We start from the raw sequence: 19,727 nt of genomic DNA on the forward strand, positions 1-19,727 counted from the left end.
CGGAGCCAAGCGTCAGAGCGTCATGCCCGATCGCTCGGCGACCGTATGCATGTCCTTGTCGCCCCGGCCCGACAGGTTGACCAGCAGGATCCTGTCCTTCGGCAAGGTCGGCGCGAGCTTCGCGCCGTACGCGATCGCGTGGCTCGATTCGAGCGCCGGGATGATGCCCTCGATCCGGCAGCAGTCGTGGAACGCCTTCAGCGCCTCGTCGTCGGTGATCGGGACGTACTGCGCGCGGCCGCTGTCCTTGAGCCACGCGTGCTCGGGACCGACGCCCGGATAGTCGAGGCCCGCCGACACCGAATGGGTCTCGATGATCTGGCCGTCGGCGTCCTGCAGCAGGTAGGTGCGGTTGCCGTGCAGCACGCCGGGGCTGCCGCCGATCAGCGACGCCGCGTGACGGCCCGAGTCGAGCCCGTCGCCCGCCGCCTCGACGCCGATCAGCTGCACCGACGTGTCGTCGATATACGGATAGAAGATGCCCATCGCGTTCGAGCCCCCGCCCACGCAGGCGATCACCGCGTCCGGCTGGCGGCCGGCGAGTTCGGGCATCTGCACCTTGCATTCGTCGCCGATCACGCGCTGGAAGTCGCGCACCATCATCGGGTACGGATGCGGGCCGGCGACCGTGCCGATGATGTAGAACGTGTTCTCGATGTTCGTGACCCAGTCGCGCATCGCCTCGTTGAGCGCGTCCTTCAGCGTACGCGAGCCGGATTCGACGGGGACCACCGTCGCGCCCAGCAGCTTCATCCGGTACACGTTCGCGGCCTGGCGGCGCACGTCCTCGGAGCCCATGTAGACGACGCACTCCATGCCGAACCGCGCGGCGATCGTCGCGGTCGCGACGCCGTGCTGGCCCGCGCCCGTCTCGGCGATCACGCGCTTCTTGCCCATCCGCTTCGCGAGCAGCGCCTGCCCGATCACGTTGTTCACCTTGTGCGCGCCGGTGTGGTTCAGATCCTCGCGCTTCAGGTAAATCTGCGCGCCGCCGAGCATTTCGCTCCAGCGCTGCGCGTGGTAGATCGGCGACGGACGGCCGACGAAATGCTTCAGCTCGCGCTGGTATTCGGCGACGAACTCGGGGTCGTGCTGGAATTTTTCATACGCGGCACGCAGCTCGTCGAGCGCGTGAATCAGCGTTTCGGCGACGAACACGCCGCCGTAGGGGCCGAAATGGCCGCGATCATCAGGAAGGTTGTACATGGTGTCACTCTCGGTTTGGCGATGCGGCGCGCTCGGGCGCGACGGCCCCGGCTCGCATCGACTGGCATCACTCGGCGTCCGCTGCGCGCACCGCGCGCACGAACGCCGCCATGCGGACGTGATCCTTCACGCCCTTTGCGCCCGGCACTTCGATGCCGCTGGAGACATCGACCGCGAACGGACGCAGCTGACGGATCGCATCACCGACGTTTTGCGCGTTCAACCCACCACTCAAAACGGCCCGACGCGCGAGCTCTGCAGGAATAAGTGACCAATCGAATACCTTGCCGCTGCCGCCGTAGTTCTCCACGAGCGTGTCGAACAGGAGGCCGCGGGCTGCCGAATAGTGAAGTGACGATTCTAGCAAATCGGCGGATCGAGTCGAGGCCCCGACGCGCAGCGCCCTGAGCCACGGCAGCCGAGCGGCGCGGGCCAGCTCCGCGCATTGCGCGGGCGTCTCGTCGCCGTGGAACTGCAGCAGCGACAGCGGCACCGCGTCGGCGACCCGCGCCAGCTCGTCGGCGCCGGCATTGACGAACAGCCCGACCACCGACACGAACGGCGGCACGGCGCGAGCCAGCTCGGCAGCCTGCGCGAGCGTGACCGCGCGCGGGCTTTTCGGATAGAACACGAGGCCGATCGCATCGGCACCCAACTCCGCCGCGTACTCGACATCCTCCGGGCGCGACAGGCCGCACAGCTTGATCCGGGTGCGGCGCGCAACGGATTGCGCGGCGGCGGGCTGTTCCGGTTCACGGGGTTCGATCATCGTTTCGGTCATGATGGAGTGTCCAGGTCGGCCCACACCCCGCTCCACGGCACGCTGCCGAGTTGCGCGGGCGGTACCGCGAATTCCGCCGGATAACCGACGTGGGCCAGATACAGGCCTTCGGGCATGAAGGTCGGCGCGGCCTGACCGCGATCGCGGCTCGCCAGCACGTCGGCGAGCCACGCGGCCGGGTAGCGGCCGCGTCCGATCGCGACCAGGCATCCCATCAGGTTGCGCACCATGTGATGCAGGAACGCGTTCGCGCGGAACCGGAAGTGGATGAAGCTGCCGTCGCGGTGAAAGCCCGCGCCGTCGGCCGTATCGCGGCGGATGTCGATCTGGTACAGGTGTTTGACCGGCGTTTTCGCCTGGCATTCGGACGAACGGAACGCCGAGAAATCGTGCTCGCCGATCAGGCACGCGGCAGCCTCGCGCATCGCGTCGACGTCGAGCGGCGTGTGCACCCAGCCGGCGCGGCCCGCCAGCATGGGCGAACGTACCGGGTGCACGTAAAGTACGTAGTAGTAGGTGCGCTCGAACGCAGCGAAGCGAGCGTGGAACGTTTCCGGCATCGCCTGTGCCCATTGCACCGCCACGGTCGACGGCAGGAATGCGTTGGTGCCGCGCACCCACGAGAATTCGGTGCGGTCGAGCGTGGTATCGAAATGCACGACCTGCCCGAGCCCGTGCACGCCCGTATCGGTGCGCCCCGCCACGGTGGTATGCAGCGTGGTTTGCGCGAATTCGGCGAGCGCCCGTTCGAGCGCGTCCTGCACCGTCTTGCCGTGCGGCTGCGACTGCCAGCCGCAAAACGCCGCGCCGTCGTACTGGATGCCGAGCGCGATCCGCATCACGAGATGTCGGCCAGCTTCGCCAGCAGCGCACGCGCTTCGTCGCGGGTGCCGGCGTGATCGGCGTCGATCACTTCCTGCGCCAGCATCCGCGCGCCCGCGAGATCGCCCAGTTCGACATACTCGGACGCCAGTTCGAGCTTGTTGCGCGCGATCTTCGCCAGCGCTTCCGGCGTGAATGCCGGCAGCGTCGCGCTCGGGCCGGCCGGAAGCTCCAGGTCGAAATCGAGATTCAAGGCGCCGAACTGCGCACCGCCCAGCGGCGCCGGCGAGCGCGTCAGATCCAGGGTCGGAGCGGATTGACCCGCCCCCTGCCCGTGATCCGGAATGGGCGACTCCGCGAAATCCTGATCGCCGTCGTCCAGGTGAGCGCCGGTGCGGTCCACGACGCCGCTCCCGTTTGGCCGGGGCGGGTGGGATGGACCGTTAGTTGCTTTTTCTGCCGGATCGGCAGAAAAAGGTTCCGCTGCCCGCGACCGCGATGCGAAAGCGTCGTCGTGGTCGGCGGCCGCTCGCGGCGGCAGCGGCATGTCGAGGCTGTCGAGCGCGGAAATGGCGTCTCGCGGAAATTCGGCGAACGGGGCGGATGTCGACGGCGCCGCCGCGTGCGGCGGCACGGCGGGTTCGGGCGCGACGGCCGCAGGATGAGCGGCGGGTTGCGGATCCGATACGGTTCGCGGTTCGTCGTCCCACACCAGCGTGGCCGGCGGAACCACCGGTTCGGCCGGCGATGCGCGATGCGTGTCCGTTTCCGGAGGCGTTCCGATACGCGCCGCCGGTTCGGACGCGTGGGAGGCGACGCCATGAACCTCGTCGGGCAGGAGCGGCGTCTCGGATAGCGCGTCCGGCAGCGACAGCCCGCCGGTTGCGTGCGCCTTCGCGGCAAGCGGCTCGGGCGGGATATCGGATTCGGACGCCGCTACGGAAGTCGCGACCGACGCATCCGGCGACGGCTGCGCCGAAACAGAGGCATGCGCATCGTTCGGCGCGGCGGACATCGGTGCTTGGGCTGCGTCGGTTGCCGCATCGGGTTTCTTGCGCCGGCGCAACACGAAACCCAGGATCAGCGCGACGACAGCGGCGCCCACCGCGATGGCCGCCCCTTGATTGAACGGCGCGGCAGGCGCGGCGGCCGGTTTCGGTGTGGCGGCCGGAGCCGGCACCGCCTGCGGCGCGGGCGCCGGAGCCGCCGCACTGGCGCTCGACGCCAACGCTGCCGAATCGGCACCGAAACCCGCAATGGCGGGCGTCGCCGTACCCTGCTTCGCGACACCGCCCGGCGCGTCTCCCGTTGGCGCGACATTCGCGCGGTCCGGCGCGGGCTTGCCGATGCCGTGCTTTTGCAACTCCATCAGGACACGATTCTTCAGCGCGAGCAGTTGTTGCAGGCTCGACGGGCGCGCCTGCGACGCATCGGCCGCGCCCGTCCCGGTCGAACCGGACGGCGCGCCGTGCGCGGCGCCCGCCAGCAGCGCGGCCGCCGCGGCGTCGCTGGCCCCGGCGGGGGCGGCCTGGATCGAACCCGTCCAGACATGCGGGCCGCTGGCGCCTGCCGGTGCGTTGACGGACGCGGCAGGCGGCACCGCATCGGCGGGCTGCGCGAGCGGAGACGAAGACGCGCCTTGCCCGACGGCGGCAGACGCGGCGGAAACCGCAGCGGCGCTCGCGTTTGTCGCGGATGCGGCCGACACCGCCGCCGCCCCGCTCACGGGCGATGCATGCGATGCGGGCGCCGATGCATGCGATGCCGCGCCGACCGTAGCGGCGGCGGACGCCACCGGCCCGCTTGCCGCCGCGCTCGCGGCGGCGGCGCCCGACGCACCGTGCACGATCGCCGCGCCCGTCGCATCGAGTGCGGGCACCGTCAGCGTCGCGCCGATCTTGAGCCGGCTCGGATCGCGCTTCATGAATGCCTGCGGATTGGCCTCGAACAGCGCCCGCCCGGTGCGGGCGAGCACGCCGGGATCGCGCGACTGCGTGGCGGCCGCGGCGATGTCGTTCAGCGACTGTCCGGGGCTGACCGTGATCGTCAACGGCGCGGACTGCGCGGCATCGGCCGCGCTTGCATCGGGGGCCGCGTGCGCGGCGGAGACGGCTGCCGCGCTCGCCAGCACGGCGGCCGCCAGCGCAATCGCGCGAAGCGCGCGGCGCTCCACGCCGAAGCCCGGTAGAGAGAGAAATCGAAGCGTCATCGGCTCTGTTGCCGCGGCCATGCGCGGCCCTGGTTCACGTTTGGAAGAGAACAAAATTCGGAGCACAAATAGAAAAAGCATCGCGATTCACGCGACGCTTTTGGGGTTGTCTACGCGTCGTAAGCCCACAGTTTACTTTACCCGTCGGCAATTTCACCGAAATCATCGCCCGCGCCGGATCGGCGGCGGCGGCGGACGACCGACAAGCGCTCCGATCCGATCGATCGGGGCCGAGCCTGTGGGTATGCCTCGTGAAACGGCATCGTCAACCGGCTTCGTATCCGCGCCCCGATCCGTGATGCGAGCATGTCGAAAGCACAGCGACGAAGCCAGCCGACCGCGCCACGCCGCGCCGCCGTACCTCACGCGACGCCGTACCTCACGCGATGCGCGTCCGCTGCGGCGCGTACGCCCGGCCGGAGGCGACCTGTCGGCCCCGCCTCGAGCGAGCCATCCGCTGCGCCGGCCTCGCATCCGGCAGCGCGCTCACCTGAAAATTTCGGCACCGGCATTCAATATCTTCACCGCCGCGCCGCAAATAAAATCATCACGCCAGGATTACTTTCTCATTAATCGATTATTCCGATTAATACAGAAAATAAATTCCAATCCGCCGATAAGAAGGCAATTTTCCCCGCTATTCCAACGACACCCCGCGAGACCGCCAACAAGCCCGCCCAGCAAGGATCCCAGCACCCAAACAGCAGCGCAAAGCGCCACTGTACCGAGCCTTTCGGCTCGCATCGACGCTCATTACACAAAATTACACAAACGAAAGAATGACCGGACGGTACGCTCCCCAGCGAATAAGGATTGGCATTGTTTTAATAACGCCAAAAATCACCGCGAACCAATCCGTCAATCCGGCGCGAGTCGACATTGACGCCTCAGGGATCCATTGCTTTTTACCACGCAGTTTCACAACTGCATTGATCCACTCGCTCGTTACGGGGACCGAACATGGGCTATCAACAGGGTTTGAGCGGCTTGGCCGGGGCGTCGAACAGTCTCGACACCATCGGCAACAACATCGCCAATGCGAATACGGTCGGCTTCAAGCAGAGCCGCGCCCACTTTGCCGACATGTATGCGAATTCCGTCGCATCGTCCGTCAACAACCAGATCGGCATCGGCACGGTGATGTCGTCGGTGCAGCAGTCGTTCGGCCAGGGCACGATCGCGTCGAGCAACTCCACGCTGAACGTCGCAATCAACGGCAACGGCTTCTTCCAGATGTCGAACAACGGCGCGCTCACCTACTCGCGCGACGGCACGTTCCAGCGCGACAAGAACGGCTACCTCGTCAACTCGCAGGGCATGAACCTGATGGGCTACGCCGCGAACGCGAACGGCACCATCAACACCGCGACGACCGTGCCGCTGCAGGCGCCGACGACCAACATCGCGCCGAACGCGACCACCAAGATCACCGCCCAGTTCAATCTCAACTCGCAGGACAAGGTGCCGTCGATCACGCCGTTCGACCCCAAGACCAACGGGTCGTACAACTGGTCGTCGGAAGTTCAGGTCTACGACACGCTGGGCGGCTCGCAGCCCGTGAACATGTACTTCGTGAAGAGCGCAACGCCCGCCGGCACCTGGCAGGCGTACGCGGGCGTGCCCGGCCAGACGCCGACCAACCTCGGCACGATCACGTTCAACACGTCGGGCCAGATTACCGGCACGACGTCGGCCGCGACCGGCCAGCCGACCGCGACGGTGGGCCAGTTCGCGTTCTCGATCCCGAACACGACGGGCGGCGCGAACCCGCAGAACCTCACGCTCAATCTGGCCGGCACGACCCAGTACGGCGGCAAGAACGGCGTCAACAATCTCGAGCAGGACGGCTATGCGAGCGGCACGCTGACCACCTTCACGATCGGTCCCGACGGCAAGGTGGCGGGCAACTACTCGAACGGCAAAACCTCGACGCTCGGCATGATCGCGATCGCGAACTTCAACAATCCGAACGGGCTGGTGAACATCGGCGGCAACCAGTACATCGAGACGGCGCAGTCGGGCGTGCCGCAGATCTCCGCGCCGGGCAGCACCAACCACGGCACGCTGCGCGGCGGTGCGCTGGAGAACTCGAATGTCGACCTGACGAGCGAGCTGGTGAACCTGATCACCGCGCAGCGGCACTACCAGGCCAACGCACAGACGATCAAGACCCAGCAGGCCGTCGACCAGACCCTGATCAACATGCGCTGAGCAAACGGCGCCCATGCAAAAGCGCCGCGCCGGGCCGGGCCCCGCCCGGCCGGCGCGGCGCTGTTCGTTGCCGGCCGTGCATGTCACGGCCCGGCGAGGCGCTGTTCGTTGCCGGCCGTGCATGTCACGGCCCGGCGATCGCCCGGTGTTATTTGTCGAGCAGGATGCGCAGCATCCGGCGCAGCGGCTCGGCGGCACCCCACAGCAGCTGGTCGCCGACCGTGAACGCCGACAGGTATTCGCCGCCCATCGCAAGCTTGCGCAGGCGGCCGACCGGCACCGACAGCGTACCCGTCACCACCGCGGGCGACAGGTCGCGAATCGATGCTTCGCGCTCGTTCGGCACGACCTTCACCCAGTCGTTCGCCGACGCGAGAATGCCGTTGATTTCATCGAGCGGCACATCTTTCTTCAGCTTGATCGTGAGCGCCTGCGAGTGGCAGCGCATCGCGCCGATCCGCACGCACAGGCCGTCGACCGGAATCGAACCCGGCTCGCCCATCGCCGGCTTGCCGAGGATCTTGTTGGTTTCCGCGCCGCCCTTCCACTCTTCCTTCGACATGCCGTTGCCGAGATCCTTGTCGATCCACGGAATCAGCGAGCCGGCGAGCGGCACGCCGAACTGGCTCGTCGGCATCGCATCGCTGTTCATCGTGGCCAGCACGCGACGGTCGATATCGAGAATCGCCGACGCCGGATCGGCAAGCTGCTCCTTCACGGCGCCGTTCAGCGCGCCCATCTGCGCCAGCAGCTCGCGCATGTTCTGCGCGCCCGCGCCCGACGCGGCCTGGTAGGTCATCGCCGTCATCCAGTCGACCAGGTTCTCGCGGTACAGGCCGCCCAGCGCCATCAGCATCAGGCTCACCGTGCAGTTGCCGCCGATGAAGTTCTTCGTGCCCTTGACGAGCGCATCCTTGATCACGCCGAGGTTGACCGGGTCGAGGATGATGACCGCATCGTCCTTCATCCGCAGCGACGACGCCGCATCGATCCAGTAGCCGTTCCAGCCCGCCGCGCGCAGCTTCGGAAACACCTCGTTGGTGTAATCGCCGCCCTGGCAGGTGATCACGACATCGCACTTCTTCAGTTCGTCGATGTCCGTGGCATCTTTGAGCGTGGTCTCGTTTTTCGCGAACGACGGCGCCTTGCCGCCCGTGTTGCTGGTGCTGAAAAACACCGGTTCGATCAGGTCGAAATCGCCTTCTTCCTGCATGCGCTGCATCAGCACGCTGCCGACCATGCCGCGCCAACCTACGAGACCTACGTTCATGACTAACCCTTTGAATGGAGCTTCCCCGCCATTTCCGCCCCCGCGTGACCGCGCGGGGAAACAGGCGGGCACGACGGACGATCAGCGTTTAATGATCGTTTTCGTGGTGATGGTTTTGCTGATGGCGATGGCGCGCGTACCCGCACGGGCAGTTTTGCCGTGCAGTGTCAGGACCGGGGAGATCAGGGAAAAAAGCGCCATCGCTTGAGTCTACACAAACCTAACTGGCCGCACAACGGCGGCGTGAAACCGAACAGACCCCGTTTCCAGGGCCGTCCGGCCGCGACCCTGGCCGCTTACAGCGCGGCCCGCACCGCGTCGCCCATTTCGGCCGTGCCGACCTTCCGGCCGCCCGGCGTCGCGATGTCGCCCGTGCGATATCCCTGCTCGAGCACCTTTTTCACCGCGCGCTCGATGCGATCGGCCTGCTCGGCGCGATTCAGCGAATAGCGCAACAACATCGCGAGCGACAGGATCGTCGCGAGCGGATTGGCGATGCCCTTGCCCGCGATGTCCGGCGCGGAGCCGTGCGACGGCTCGTACAGGCCCTTGTTGTTCTTGTCGAGCGACGCGGACGGCAGCATGCCGATCGAGCCCGTCAGCATCGCGGCCTCGTCGGACAGGATGTCGCCGAACATGTTGCCCGTCACCACGACGTCGAACGACTTCGGCGCCTTCGCGAGCTGCATCGCGGCGTTGTCGACGTACATGTGCGACAGCTCGACGTCCGGATACTCCTTGGCGACCTCGATCATCACGTCCTTCCACAGCTGCGACGTTTCGAGCACGTTCGCCTTGTCGACCGAGGTCAGCTTCTTCTGGCGCTTCTGCGCGGCCTGGAACGCGACGTGCGCGATGCGGCGCACTTCCGGCTCCGAATAGCGCATCGTGTCGAAGCCTTCGCGGGCGCCCGCGAACGGGCCGTCCGGTGCCTGACGGATGCCGCGCGGCGCGCCGAAATAGATGTCGCCGTTCAGTTCGCGCACGATCAGGATGTCGAGGCCCGACACCAGCTCGGGCTTCAGCGGCGATGCATCGACGAGCTGCGGGTAGCAGATCGCCGGGCGGAAGTTCGCGAACAGCTCCAGGTGCTTGCGCAGGCCGAGGATCGCCTGCTCCGGGCGCAGCGCGCGCTCGAGCGAGTCGTATTTCCAGTCGCCGACGGCGCCGAACAGGATCGCATCGGCTTCCTTCGCGAGCGCGAGCGTCGAATCCGGCAGCGGATGCCCCTTCGCCTCATAGCCCGCGCCGCCGACGGGCGCCTCCTCGAGTTCGAACGTCTCGTCGAGCGCGTTCAACACCTTCACCGCTTCCTTGACGATCTCCGGACCGATGCCGTCGCCGGGCAGCACTGCAATCTTCATGCGAATTTCCTGGATGGGTTGTGGATTCTGTCTGGCCGGCCCGCCGCGCCTTCATGCGCCGCGAGCCGGGATGACGCCGGACGCCGCCGGCTTTAACCGATCACGCGGTGGCTCAGCCACGGCTGCTTCGCGATCCGCTCGGCTTCGAACTGGCGGATCTTGTCGGCGTGGCGCAGCGTGAGACCGATGTCGTCGAAGCCGTTCAGCAGGCAGTACTTGCGGAACCCCGCGACGTCGAACGGATATTCGCGGCCGTCGGCCACCCGCACCACCTGCGCATCGAGATCGATCGTCAGCTGGAAGCCGTTGAACGCATAGGTCTCGTTGAACAGGTGATCGACCTGCTGCTCGGTCAGCACGATCGGCAGCAGGCCGTTCTTGAAGCAGTTGTTGTAGAAGATGTCCGCGAAGCTCGGCGCGATGATCGCGCGAAAGCCGTACTGCTGCAGCGCCCAGGGCGCATGTTCGCGCGAGCTGCCGCAGCCGAAGTTCTTGCGGGCGAGCAGCACCGACGCGCCCTGGTAGCGCGGCTGGTTCAGCACGAAATCCGGGTTCAGCGGACGCTTCGAATTGTCCTGGCCCGGTTCGCCGTGGTCGAGATAGCGCCATTCGTCGAACGCGTTCGGACCGAAGCCCGTGCGCTTGATCGATTTCAGGAACTGCTTCGGGATGATCGCGTCAGTATCGACGTTCTCGCGATCGAGCGGCGCCACGACGCCGGTATGCACTGTGAATTTTTCCATGATCCGTCAACCAGATTGGAGGCCGGCCCGACGGGCCGGCGAAATCGAATGAGCGTCGGCGCGACGCGTCAGTCCGCCGCTTTCTTGATCGCGTGACCGGCGGCGCTCAGATCCTCGCCCATGCCCGCGACCGTATGACAGCCGGCTAGCCCGAATGCGAGCCCCGCCAATGTCGCCACGGCCAGCAGCCGGGCCCATGTCCATGCTTTCACGCGCTTACCCCAGCTTCCGGATGTCGACGAAATGGCCCTCGATGGCGGCCGCGGCCGCCATCGCCGGGCTCACGAGGTGGGTGCGGCCGCCCGCGCCCTGACGCCCTTCGAAATTGCGATTCGACGTCGACGCGCAGCGCTCGCCCGGATCGAGCCGGTCGGCGTTCATCGCGAGGCACATCGAGCAGCCCGGTTCGCGCCATTCGAAGCCGGCGTCCGTGAAGACCTTGTCGAGGCCTTCGCGTTCGGCTTGCGCCTTCACGAGACCCGAGCCCGGCACCACCATCGCGAGACGCACGTTCGGCGAGACCCGGCGATTCAGCTTCTTCACGACGTAGGCGGCCGCGCGAATGTCCTCGATGCGCGCGTTCGTGCACGAACCGATGAAGATCTTGTCGACCTTGATCGATGCGATCGGCGTATTCGGTTCGAGCGCCATGTAGCTCAATGCGCGCTCGATCGCGTCGCGCTTGACCGGATCCTTCTCGCGCTCGGGATCGGGCACCCGGCCGTCGATCGACGTGACCATTTCCGGCGACGTACCCCACGTGACCTGCGGCACGATCTCGGCGGCGTTCAGCTCGACCACCCGATCGAACTTCGCCCCTTCGTCGGAATGGAAGGTGCGCCAGTACTCGACGGCCTGATCCCATTCGACGCCCTGCGGCGAGAACGGACGGCCCTTCAGGTACTCGATCGTCGTGTCGTCGACGGCGACCATGCCGGCGCGCGCGCCGGCCTCGATCGCCATGTTGCAGACGGTCATCCGGCCTTCCATCGTGAGCGCGCGGATCGCCGCGCCGCCGAACTCGATCGCGTAGCCGGTGCCGCCCGCGGTGCCGATCTTGCCGATGATCGCGAGCACGATGTCCTTCGCGGTGCAGCCGCGCGGCAGCTGTCCGTCGACTCGCACCAGCAGGTTCTTGCTCTTCTTTTGCAGCAGCGTCTGCGTGGCGAGCACGTGTTCGACTTCCGACGTGCCGATGCCGTGCGCGAGCGCGCCGAACGCGCCGTGCGTCGACGTATGCGAATCGCCGCAGACGATCGTCATGCCCGGCAGCGTCGCGCCCTGCTCCGGCCCGATGATGTGCACGATGCCCTGGCGGACGTCGTTCATCTTGAATTGGGTGATGCCGTAGCTGTCGCAGTTCTGGTCGAGCGTATCGACCTGCAGCTTCGAGACCGGATCGGTGATGCCGTGGCTGCGATCCGTGGTGGGCACGTTGTGGTCCGACACCGCGAGATTCGCGCTGATGCGCCACACCGGACGCTGCGCGAGTTTCAGGCCCTCGAACGCCTGCGGGCTGGTGACTTCATGCAGCAGCTGCCGGTCGATGTAGAGCAAGGTGGTGCCGTCTTCCTCGGTATGGACGACGTGCGAATTCCACAATTTGTCGTAGAGAGTCTGTGCCATGGGTATGCGGGGTAGTGGTGACTGCAAGCCGTTCGGATGCGGTCGATTATGCCACGCGACACCGGCATTTTCTCGTCGCGAAGCCAAAAAACCGATTAAAAACATGGAGTTGGCTGGTAGTCTCAGTACCTGTATCAGCGTTACCCGGCAGCGGCGCGCCACCGTGAGCGCCGGATCCTTGCACTCGACACGCGGAGATCGCCGCCACGCGGTTGCGCCGGACGACGGCCCGTTCGCATCGCGCGAGCCCGGTTATCCCGGACAGGCGCCGCCAAGACGCGCGCGCCCTGCTCCCGCCCGATTCGTCGTGCCATAATCGCGCGCAATGACGATCTGGTCATTCCCGACTCCGCCCCATGCTCGCGCGTTTTCATCCGAAGATAGGCTGCTGGCTGGGATTGCTTGCAATCCTGATGGCGACGCTCGCGCCGACCGTGTCGGAAACGCTCGCCGCGAGCCACGCTCGCACCTTGCCGCCGGCCGCGTCGCTATGCTCCGCGCATGCGTCGACCGACAGCGCGCCGGGGCGAGACGACACCATTCACGCGCTGGCGGCGCACTGGCAGGCCTGCGGTTACTGCGACCTGCTCGCGCACCTGCCCGCGCTGCCGAACGCCCTGCCCGCCTTCGGCCTCGCGACGCAGGTGTTTCGATACCGCATCGCCGCGCCGTTCCGGCAGGTCCGGCGCGTCCCGTCATGCGCCGCCGGGCAACCGCGAGCGCCTCCCGTGCTGTCCTGATTCGCGCTCCACGCACGCGACGCGCGCACCGCATCGCAGCGAATCGCCCGCTTCGGCGGCCGCGATCGCATTCCAGCGAATTCACTCAAGGATCCAGCATGCATCCCGTTTCAACACGCGGCGGCAAGCCGCGGCTCGCGGCAACGATCGCGGCCGCGACCGCCGCCGCCCTGCTGTTGCCCTCCTCCGCCGGCGCGCACGCGATTGCGGGCGATCGCGTCTTTCCGTCGACGATGGCGGTCGACGACCCCGGCGTCGGCGATGAAGCCGACTTTCAGTACGGCCACGTCCGGATACCCGGAGACAGCGGCGATCAGAGCGTCAACACCTTCAATGTCGAATACGACAAGCTGATCACGCCGCGCCTGGCGTTCTCGGTCAACGGCAACTACACGATGCAGAACAATCCGACGGCGCGCGGGTTCGACAACTTCGGCGTCGGGCTGAAGTATCTGCTCTACGTGAACGACGCCCACGAGTTCATGAGTTCCATCGGCGTCAATGCCGAACTGGGCGGCACCGGGAGCCGGGCGATCGCCGACAGTGCCTCGAGCCTTTCGCCGACCGTCTACGCCGGCAAGGGCATGGGCGACCTGCCCGACGCACTGGCTTACCTGCGTCCGGTCGCGATCACCGGCGAGGCCGGGCCGGCGCTGACCACCGGCTCGGGGCAGCCCAACGCGTTCAACTACGGCGTCACCGTCCAGTACAGCCTGCCGTATCTGCAACAGCATGTGCGCGACCTGGGTCTGCCGCAACCGCTCGCGAGCATCATTCCGCTGGTGGAGATTCCGCTGTCGCGCAGCCAGGGGCAAACGACCGGAACGGTCAACCCGGGCTTCATCTGGCTCAACCGCTACGGCCAGCTCGGCATCGAAGCGCAGATTCCGGTGAATCGCGCGAGCGGATCGCGCGTGGGCATTCTCCTGCAGGCGCACATTTTCTTCGACGATGTCGCACCGACCACGCTCGGCAAACCGCTGTTTCAGTAATCAGGGAGTGAAGATGAACGGAAATCGAAAGAGCTGGAAACGGGCGCTCGCCGGCGCATCCGCGCTCGTCGCCGGACTGGTGTTCGCCGGCGCCGCATGCGCGCATGTGTTCCCACGCAAACAGGAGCCGGGCGCGGGTGCGACGGTCGCCGCGCCCTCCCAGGTGCGGATCGCCTTCGACGGACCGCTGGAGCCGGCGTTCTCGTCGCTGACGGTGACCGACGCCGCCGGCACGCAGGTCAATGCCGCCAAGTCGGCGGTCGATGCGCATCAGGCGGACGTGATGACGGTCGCGTTGCCCGCGCTGCAGGCGGGACACTACACCGTGCATTGGGTCGCCGTCGCGTCGGACGGACATCGCACCCATGGCGACTATACGTTCGACGTGAAGTAAGCGAAGCCGGCTTCCGTGCCGGGGTCTTCGAGATGGTATCGGCACGCGGCAGGTAGCGGGCGGCGTGCTGCCGTGCTGCCGTGCTGCCGTGCTGCCGTGCTGCCGTGCTGCCGTGCTGCCGTGCTGCATCATTCAAACACGGCACGCATCGTGCCGGAGGGGGCGTCCGACACGATGCGATATCCATTGCCCGCAACCTGGACCGCCCACGCAAAAGCGAAGTTCTCCTGATCGATCTCGCTGATTGACGTCTTCCCGCCGCCTCAGGTCGGCTCCGGCTCCCCCCCGTCACCCCCCATCTGCGCACGGCCGAGCGCACTCAGATCCGCGGCCTGCGCCCGCCCGGCGAAGGCGGTCTCGAAATGATCCGCCGGAAAATCCGGCGGACTCTCGCCGCGCAGAAAACTCGCCCACTGGCGCCGCAAGTAAGCGGCATTCTTCGCGCACCCGGGCGCGGCCGGGATGTACATCACGTTGCTGTAGCCGTTGCCGCGATGCACGTCCTCGACCGCATGGACGACGTCGCTATGCCAGAACACCGCGTCGCCCGGCTGCATGGGCGGAATCGGCACCAGCGCGTCGAGCAGCAGCGCATGCCATTCGGGCAGGATCGACAATGCGCGGGCGGGCCGCGCACCGCACAGATCGTCGTCGGGCACGTCGTCCTGCAGCGCGCGCAGCACGACATAAGCCATCGCGTTCGCGATCGGAATCAACTGCAGGGTGCCGTCGCCGGGGCCTTGCGGCGTCAGCGCGGTCCAGCCCTGGAACGTGCGGAACATCGAGCACACCGCCGGCGACGGGATCTCCTCGGCTTCCGGCCGGAACGCCGCATCGAACGGATCGTAAGCGCGCCAGTTACCCGTCAGCACATGGCGGTAGACCTGCCGGTAATTCGTGCCCAGCCAGCGCTCGACCGACCCGCCGTCGACATGCGGCGACAGGCCGAGCGACGCCGAGCCGGGCGGACGGCGGCGCAGCCTGTCCGCATAGGCCGGCACCTGCGCCGGATCGAAATGGACGCGGCCTTCGCCGGCGGCTTTCCAGAGCCGGTTCAGGAAGACGCGCGCACGCGTCAGTTCCGCGGACTGGCGCGCGGCGACCTGCGGCTTCGACCAGTAGATGCCGTAGATCTGCGGCTTGGCCGACGCAAGCGTACCGAAATAGCGATCCTCGGCCCGATGCCTGAGCTTGTCGTCCAGTCCGTTCGAGTCGACATAGGCGCCGATCTCGTCGTTCCAGCCGATCGCGCGATGCGCATCGAACACGCCCCGGATCACGCACGCGCCGCGCGTCCGGATTGCCGCGACCGAGGCCGGATCGACCGTGTCCGACACGATGTCCTGGAAACGCAGCACCGGCACCGCGTCGCCCCCGTGCGCGCGATCGCGGCGGATCGCATCGACCTGCCGGGCGATGTCTCCTTCCAGGTCGCGAAACACCTGCGCGCGATTCGGCAGCGCAGCGCGCAGCGCCGTCTTGGCGGTGCGAATCGCTGTCGGCAAATCATCGATGTGCAGCGGCATCCCAAGTCTCCTTCGTTCGTCGAATGTGCTGCCAGCGTAGGCGCCGACGTCGACGAAAAGAAATGGTATGCCGCCAAATATCGATACTATTCTGCCGTATCGCGCAACGGCGGGTCCGCGATGGCTCGCCGGCGAGGCGCCGACGGGCACGCCGCCAGCGGCCAGCCGCTAGGGAACGAAGTTCAGCTCGACGCCGTTGCCGGCGGGATCGCTGAAGAACAACTGAACCTGCCCGGTGGCCGGCACCTGGCTCCTGTCGTATCGGACCGCTCGCGCGGCCAACGCGCTTTCGACGTCGGCCAGGCCGGTGCAGGCAAACGCGACGTGATCGAACGTGGTCGCCGTATGAACCGCGCGTATTTCGCCGGGCGCGGTTTCGGTCAGATGGAGGATGTCGTGCGTATCAGCGTAAAGCCAGTAACCGAAGCTGGAAAACGGCGGACGCGGCCCGACCCGCAGCCCGACGATGTCGCGATAGAACGCGCACAGCGTATCGAGCAGTTCGCGGGGCGCCCGCAGGTTGTAATGGCTGAATCCCGTCACCGGCATCGGATGTCTCCTGCTTGTGTCAATGGTTCCGCCGGCCGCGCGCCGGCATCGGTGCCCGCCGCTGCCATGCGCGGGCGGGGCCGCACGTGCGCATGCCGCTGCAATCGGGCCGGGCGATCGATTGCGTCCTCACGGTCACGCAGGCTCAGGGCAGCAGACGCACAGCGTGTTGCCGTCCGGATCGCGACAATACGCGCCGTCGTCATCCGGGCGGTAGTGCGGGCAATCCCGGCGGCCCTTCGCAGCGCCCGCCCAACGCCAGCGCGAGCGCCCGGCGGCGGTCGCCCCGCCCAGCGACGAGGCCGCGGGCGCAACCATCCGGCCGTTGCCGGGCGCAAAGGCCGCGCCGTCAAACGGCCGGCCGATATCAGGAACAGCGGACGCATTGCATCCGGCGGCTGCCAGCCGGCCCAGCCGTCGGCATCGCGACACTTGAGCGTCCGTTGCAAAGCCTCCATCAACGGCGCACAAAACGCATACGCCCGATCGACCTCGCCAACCCCTATGCAGACATGTGAAAACACCCGGATCGCTCCTCTCGCGCCGCTTCCGCGCGATGATGCCACATCGGTAGCGCCGCGATGAAACCGCAATACGAGCGTGTCGCCATCCCGGACGATTGTTCGATCCGGGTCTATCACCGCAAGCTCGCGCAGATTCCGTTCGAATGGCACCACCATCCCGAATACGAACTGACGCTGACGCTCAACAGCCGGGGCCGGCGCTTCGTCGGCGATCATGTCGCCGATTACGCGGGTGACGATCTCGTGCTCGTCCCGCCGAATCTGCCGCATACCTGGGCGTCGAACGCGCGCATCGATCCCGACGCGCCGCAGATCGCTCTGGTGGTCTGGTTCGGCGGAGACTGGGCACGCCATCTCGCCGACTGCTGTCCCGAGTACGCCGGCCTGCATACGCTGCTGCGCCGGGCCGCGCCCGGGCTCGCCTTCGACCGGCACGCGGCCGAAGCGATGCGCGCCCGCCTGCCGGCCCTGCTCGATCGCGCACCCCGCACCCGGCTGGCCGCCGCCCTCGACACGCTCGCCGAACTGGCGGAGGCCGCCGCGACGCCACTGGCCACGCCCGCCGCCTATCGCGGTAGCGATCCAGGCGAAATCCCGGAGGCCGAACGACTCGATCGCGTGCTCGACCTGCTCGACCGCCGTTTTCACGAGCCGCTGCGCGTCGCCGAACTGGCGGCGGTCGCCCATCTATCGGAACGTTCGCTGCAGCGCCGCTTCGCGCAGCACGTCGGCGCCAGCATCGGCCGCTATCTGCAACGGCTGAGGATCGCGCACGCGGCCCGCCAGCTGGCCGCGACCGACTGGCCGGTCGCGCTCGTCGCCGCGCGATCCGGCTTCCCGAACCTCGCGAACTTCAACCGCCAGTTCCTCGCAACGCGCGGCATGACGCCCCGCGCCTACCGGCAGTTTTTCGCGGCGCACGGCCACCCGCCCGACGGTGACGATGCGGCCGATCCGGACACCCGTCCGCCGTCGCTCGACCGCGCGACCGCCGCCGCGAAACCGCGCAAAAAAAACACCCCGGCGGCCTGAGCCGTCGGGGTGTTTTCCGAGCGAACCGGTTTCGCGCGCGGCCGGCCGCGCACGAAACGGGAGACGCTTAGCGTGCCGAGATCGGCTTCGCTTCGCGCGGCGATTCGCCGACGAACAGCTGACGCGGACGACCGATCTTTTGCTCCGGATCGGCAATCATTTCGTTCCATTGCGCGATCCAGCCGACCGTACGCGCCATCGCGAAAATGCACGTGAACATCGAGGTCGGGATACCCAGCGCGCGCTGGACGATGCCCGAATAGAAGTCGACGTTCGGGTACAGCTTGCGCGACACGAAGTATTCGTCTTCCAGCGCGATCTTCTCGAGCTGCATCGCGAGCTTGAACAGCGGATCGTCGTGCAGGCCCAGTTCGTTCAGCACTTCGTAGCACGTTTCGCGCATCAGCTTCGCACGCGGATCGTAGTTCTTGTACACGCGGTGACCGAAGCCCATCAGCTTCACGCCCGAATTCTTGTCCTTCACCTGCTTGATGAATTCGGGGATGTTGTCGGCCGAACCGATCTGCTCGAGCATGTTGAGCGCGGCTTCGTTCGCGCCGCCGTGCGCCGGGCCCCACAGACAGGCGATGCCGGCCGCGATACACGCGAACGGGTTCGCGCCCGACGAGCCGGCGAGACGCACGGTCGACGTCGACGCATTCTGCTCGTGGTCCGCGTGCAGGATCAGGATCCGGTCGAGCGCGCGCACCAGCACGTCGTTGACCTTGTACTCTTCGCACGGGTTCGAGAACATCATGTGCATGAAGTTCGCGCTGTACGACAGTTCGTTCTTCGGATAAACGAACGGCTGGCCGATGCTGAACTTGTACGCCATCGCGACGAGCGTCGGCAGCTTCGCGATCATGCGGATCGCCGACACTTCGCGGTGACGCGGTTCGTTGATGTCGAGCGAATCGTGATAGAACGCCGACAGCGCGCCCACGGCCGCCACCAGCACCGCCATCGGATGCGCATCGCGACGGAAGCCGCGGAAGAAGAAGTGCATCTGCTCGTGCACCATCGTATGCTGCGTGACGGTGTGCACGAATTCCTTCTTCTGCGCCGCGTTCGGCAGCTCGCCCTTCAGCAGCAGGTAGCAGGTTTCGAGGAAATCGGCGTTCTGCGCGAGGTTGTCGATCGGGTAGCCGCGGTACAGCAGCTCGCCCTTGTCGCCGTCGATGTACGTGATTGCCGAGTTGCACGATGCCGTCGACATGAAGCCCGGGTCATACGTGAACTTGCCGGTCTGGCCGTACAGCTTGCGGATGTCGATCACATCCGGGCCCATCGTGCCCTTGTAGATAGGCATTTCGACGCTCGGCGAATTGTCGCTGAACGATAGCGTGGCTTTTACATCAGACGGAGTCATGGCACATCCTCAATCGAAATATAGAAACGGGATTCGATAACGGGCGCAACGCGGTCAGGCGTTGCGCAGCATCTCCAGCAGCCGGGAAATTTCCGGGCCGGCAAGGTCGCCTTCTGGTTCCTTGCGGGCAAGCAGCAAGTCCATCAGGTCGTTGTCGCTCAGATCGAGCAGGCGCGACAGGGCGCCTACGTCGGCATCGGTGAGGTCATGCTCGTGTCGGCTGAAGAAACGCTCGAAAATGAGATCGTTCTCCAGCAGACCGCGCCGCGCGCGCCAGCGAAGGCGTGCGCGGCGGTGCGGGTCGGACTGGTGCGGCGTATCGTTCATGTCGGTACGCGCCGGACCGCCCCGCGCCCCGAGGACAGCGCC

18 protein-coding genes and 2 pseudogenes are annotated in these 19,727 nt (G+C 66.7%); 6 read left to right on the forward strand and 14 right to left on the reverse strand.

Going from position 1 to position 19,727, the window contains the following annotated elements; translation table 11 throughout:
* Positions 1 to 12: 12 nt before the first annotated feature.
* From trpB to RZR99_RS11045, 4 genes are all read right to left on the reverse strand, one after another.
* Complete coding sequence (trpB, locus tag RZR99_RS11030) at positions 13 to 1,206, reverse strand: tryptophan synthase subunit beta (protein WP_323119794.1); 1,194 nt, start codon at positions 1,204 to 1,206, stop codon at positions 13 to 15.
* Between the two features lie 67 nt (positions 1,207 to 1,273).
* A complete protein-coding gene (locus RZR99_RS11035; protein ID WP_323119957.1) occupies positions 1,274 to 1,975 on the reverse strand; it encodes a phosphoribosylanthranilate isomerase in 702 nt (233 codons plus the stop codon).
* An 8-nt stretch (positions 1,976 to 1,983) separates the two neighbouring features.
* Positions 1,984 to 2,826: a tRNA pseudouridine(38-40) synthase TruA gene (gene truA / locus RZR99_RS11040; RefSeq protein WP_323119795.1), complete on the reverse strand. Its 843-nt coding sequence runs from the start codon at positions 2,824 to 2,826 to the stop codon at positions 1,984 to 1,986.
* Positions 2,826 to 5,018: a FimV/HubP family polar landmark protein gene (locus RZR99_RS11045; RefSeq protein ID WP_323119796.1), complete on the reverse strand. Its 2,193-nt coding sequence runs from the start codon at positions 5,016 to 5,018 to the stop codon at positions 2,826 to 2,828. The genes truA and RZR99_RS11045 overlap by 1 nt, the downstream gene beginning before the upstream one ends.
* A 960-nt stretch (positions 5,019 to 5,978) precedes the next feature.
* Between RZR99_RS11045 and flgE the strand changes: the two genes are divergently transcribed.
* Positions 5,979 to 7,229 (forward strand): flagellar hook protein FlgE, encoded by a 1,251-nt coding sequence (gene flgE, locus RZR99_RS11050; protein ID WP_323119797.1) that lies wholly within the window; start codon positions 5,979 to 5,981, stop codon positions 7,227 to 7,229.
* Positions 7,230 to 7,377: 148 nt separating this feature from the next.
* On the opposite strand, the gene asd is transcribed toward flgE, so the two are convergent.
* Positions 7,378 to 8,499, reverse strand: coding sequence for an aspartate-semialdehyde dehydrogenase (gene asd / locus RZR99_RS11055; RefSeq protein WP_323119798.1), 1,122 nt, complete (start codon positions 8,497 to 8,499; stop codon positions 7,378 to 7,380).
* On the opposite strand from asd, the pseudogene RZR99_RS33315 reads away from it, so the two are divergent.
* Positions 8,498 to 8,650: pseudogene (locus RZR99_RS33315) on the forward strand (3-isopropylmalate dehydrogenase); the annotation flags it as partial. The gene asd and the pseudogene RZR99_RS33315 sit on opposite strands and share 2 nt — an antisense overlap.
* A gap of 145 nt (positions 8,651 to 8,795) precedes the next feature.
* On the opposite strand, the gene leuB reads toward RZR99_RS33315, so the two are convergent.
* From leuB to leuC, 4 genes are all read right to left on the reverse strand, one after another.
* Positions 8,796 to 9,863, reverse strand: a complete 1,068-nt coding sequence (gene leuB / locus RZR99_RS11060) for a 3-isopropylmalate dehydrogenase (RefSeq protein ID WP_323119799.1) — start codon at positions 9,861 to 9,863, stop codon at positions 8,796 to 8,798.
* Between the two features lie 92 nt (positions 9,864 to 9,955).
* Complete coding sequence (gene leuD, locus RZR99_RS11065) at positions 9,956 to 10,606, reverse strand: 3-isopropylmalate dehydratase small subunit (RefSeq protein ID WP_323119800.1); 651 nt, start codon at positions 10,604 to 10,606, stop codon at positions 9,956 to 9,958.
* A 68-nt stretch (positions 10,607 to 10,674) separates the two neighbouring features.
* The gene (locus tag RZR99_RS11070) at positions 10,675 to 10,818 is read right to left on the reverse strand and encodes an entericidin A/B family lipoprotein (protein WP_407655433.1); all 144 of its coding nucleotides are present in this window, start codon (positions 10,816 to 10,818) and stop codon (positions 10,675 to 10,677) included.
* Positions 10,819 to 10,822: 4 nt separating this feature from the next.
* A complete protein-coding gene (leuC, locus tag RZR99_RS11075) occupies positions 10,823 to 12,232 on the reverse strand; it encodes a 3-isopropylmalate dehydratase large subunit (protein ID WP_323119801.1) in 1,410 nt (469 codons plus the stop codon).
* A 356-nt stretch (positions 12,233 to 12,588) separates the two neighbouring features.
* Between leuC and RZR99_RS11080 the strand changes: the two genes are divergently transcribed.
* From RZR99_RS11080 to RZR99_RS11090, 3 genes are all read left to right on the forward strand, one after another.
* A complete protein-coding gene (locus tag RZR99_RS11080; protein WP_323119802.1) occupies positions 12,589 to 12,972 on the forward strand; it encodes a DUF2946 domain-containing protein in 384 nt (127 codons plus the stop codon).
* A gap of 98 nt (positions 12,973 to 13,070) precedes the next feature.
* A complete protein-coding gene (locus RZR99_RS11085) occupies positions 13,071 to 13,964 on the forward strand; it encodes a hypothetical protein (RefSeq protein ID WP_323119803.1) in 894 nt (297 codons plus the stop codon).
* A gap of 13 nt (positions 13,965 to 13,977) precedes the next feature.
* Positions 13,978 to 14,358, forward strand: a complete 381-nt coding sequence (locus RZR99_RS11090) for a copper resistance CopC family protein (RefSeq protein ID WP_323119804.1) — start codon at positions 13,978 to 13,980, stop codon at positions 14,356 to 14,358.
* Positions 14,359 to 14,621: 263 nt separating this feature from the next.
* Here the strand turns inward: RZR99_RS11090 and RZR99_RS11095 are convergent, their stop codons facing one another.
* From RZR99_RS11095 to RZR99_RS11105, 3 genes and pseudogenes are all read right to left on the reverse strand, one after another.
* Positions 14,622 to 15,884 (reverse strand): DUF1479 domain-containing protein, encoded by a 1,263-nt coding sequence (locus RZR99_RS11095; RefSeq protein WP_323119805.1) that lies wholly within the window; start codon positions 15,882 to 15,884, stop codon positions 14,622 to 14,624.
* 168 nt (positions 15,885 to 16,052) lie between these two features.
* A complete protein-coding gene (locus RZR99_RS11100) occupies positions 16,053 to 16,433 on the reverse strand; it encodes a VOC family protein (protein WP_323119806.1) in 381 nt (126 codons plus the stop codon).
* Positions 16,434 to 16,568: 135 nt separating this feature from the next.
* Positions 16,569 to 16,957, reverse strand: a pseudogene (locus RZR99_RS11105) (VOC family protein).
* A 57-nt stretch (positions 16,958 to 17,014) separates the two neighbouring features.
* On the opposite strand from RZR99_RS11105, the gene RZR99_RS11110 reads away from it, so the two are divergent.
* On the forward strand, positions 17,015 to 17,989 hold the full coding sequence (locus tag RZR99_RS11110; protein WP_323119807.1) for an AraC family transcriptional regulator: 975 nt from the start codon (positions 17,015 to 17,017) through the stop codon (positions 17,987 to 17,989).
* A 67-nt stretch (positions 17,990 to 18,056) separates the two neighbouring features.
* On the opposite strand, the gene gltA is transcribed toward RZR99_RS11110, so the two are convergent.
* Both gltA and RZR99_RS11120 read right to left on the reverse strand, forming a co-directional pair.
* Complete coding sequence (gene gltA, locus RZR99_RS11115) at positions 18,057 to 19,358, reverse strand: citrate synthase (RefSeq protein WP_323119808.1); 1,302 nt, start codon at positions 19,356 to 19,358, stop codon at positions 18,057 to 18,059.
* Positions 19,359 to 19,412: 54 nt separating this feature from the next.
* Positions 19,413 to 19,685 carry an FAD assembly factor SdhE gene (locus RZR99_RS11120; protein ID WP_323119809.1) on the reverse strand — a complete coding sequence of 91 codons (273 nt, stop codon included), beginning with the start codon at positions 19,683 to 19,685 and terminating at the stop codon, positions 19,413 to 19,415.
* Positions 19,686 to 19,727 lie beyond the last annotated feature (42 nt).

The sequence above is a fragment of the Burkholderia alba genome, assembly GCF_034721475.1.
GTDB classification, from domain to species: domain Bacteria; phylum Pseudomonadota; class Gammaproteobacteria; order Burkholderiales; family Burkholderiaceae; genus Burkholderia; species Burkholderia alba.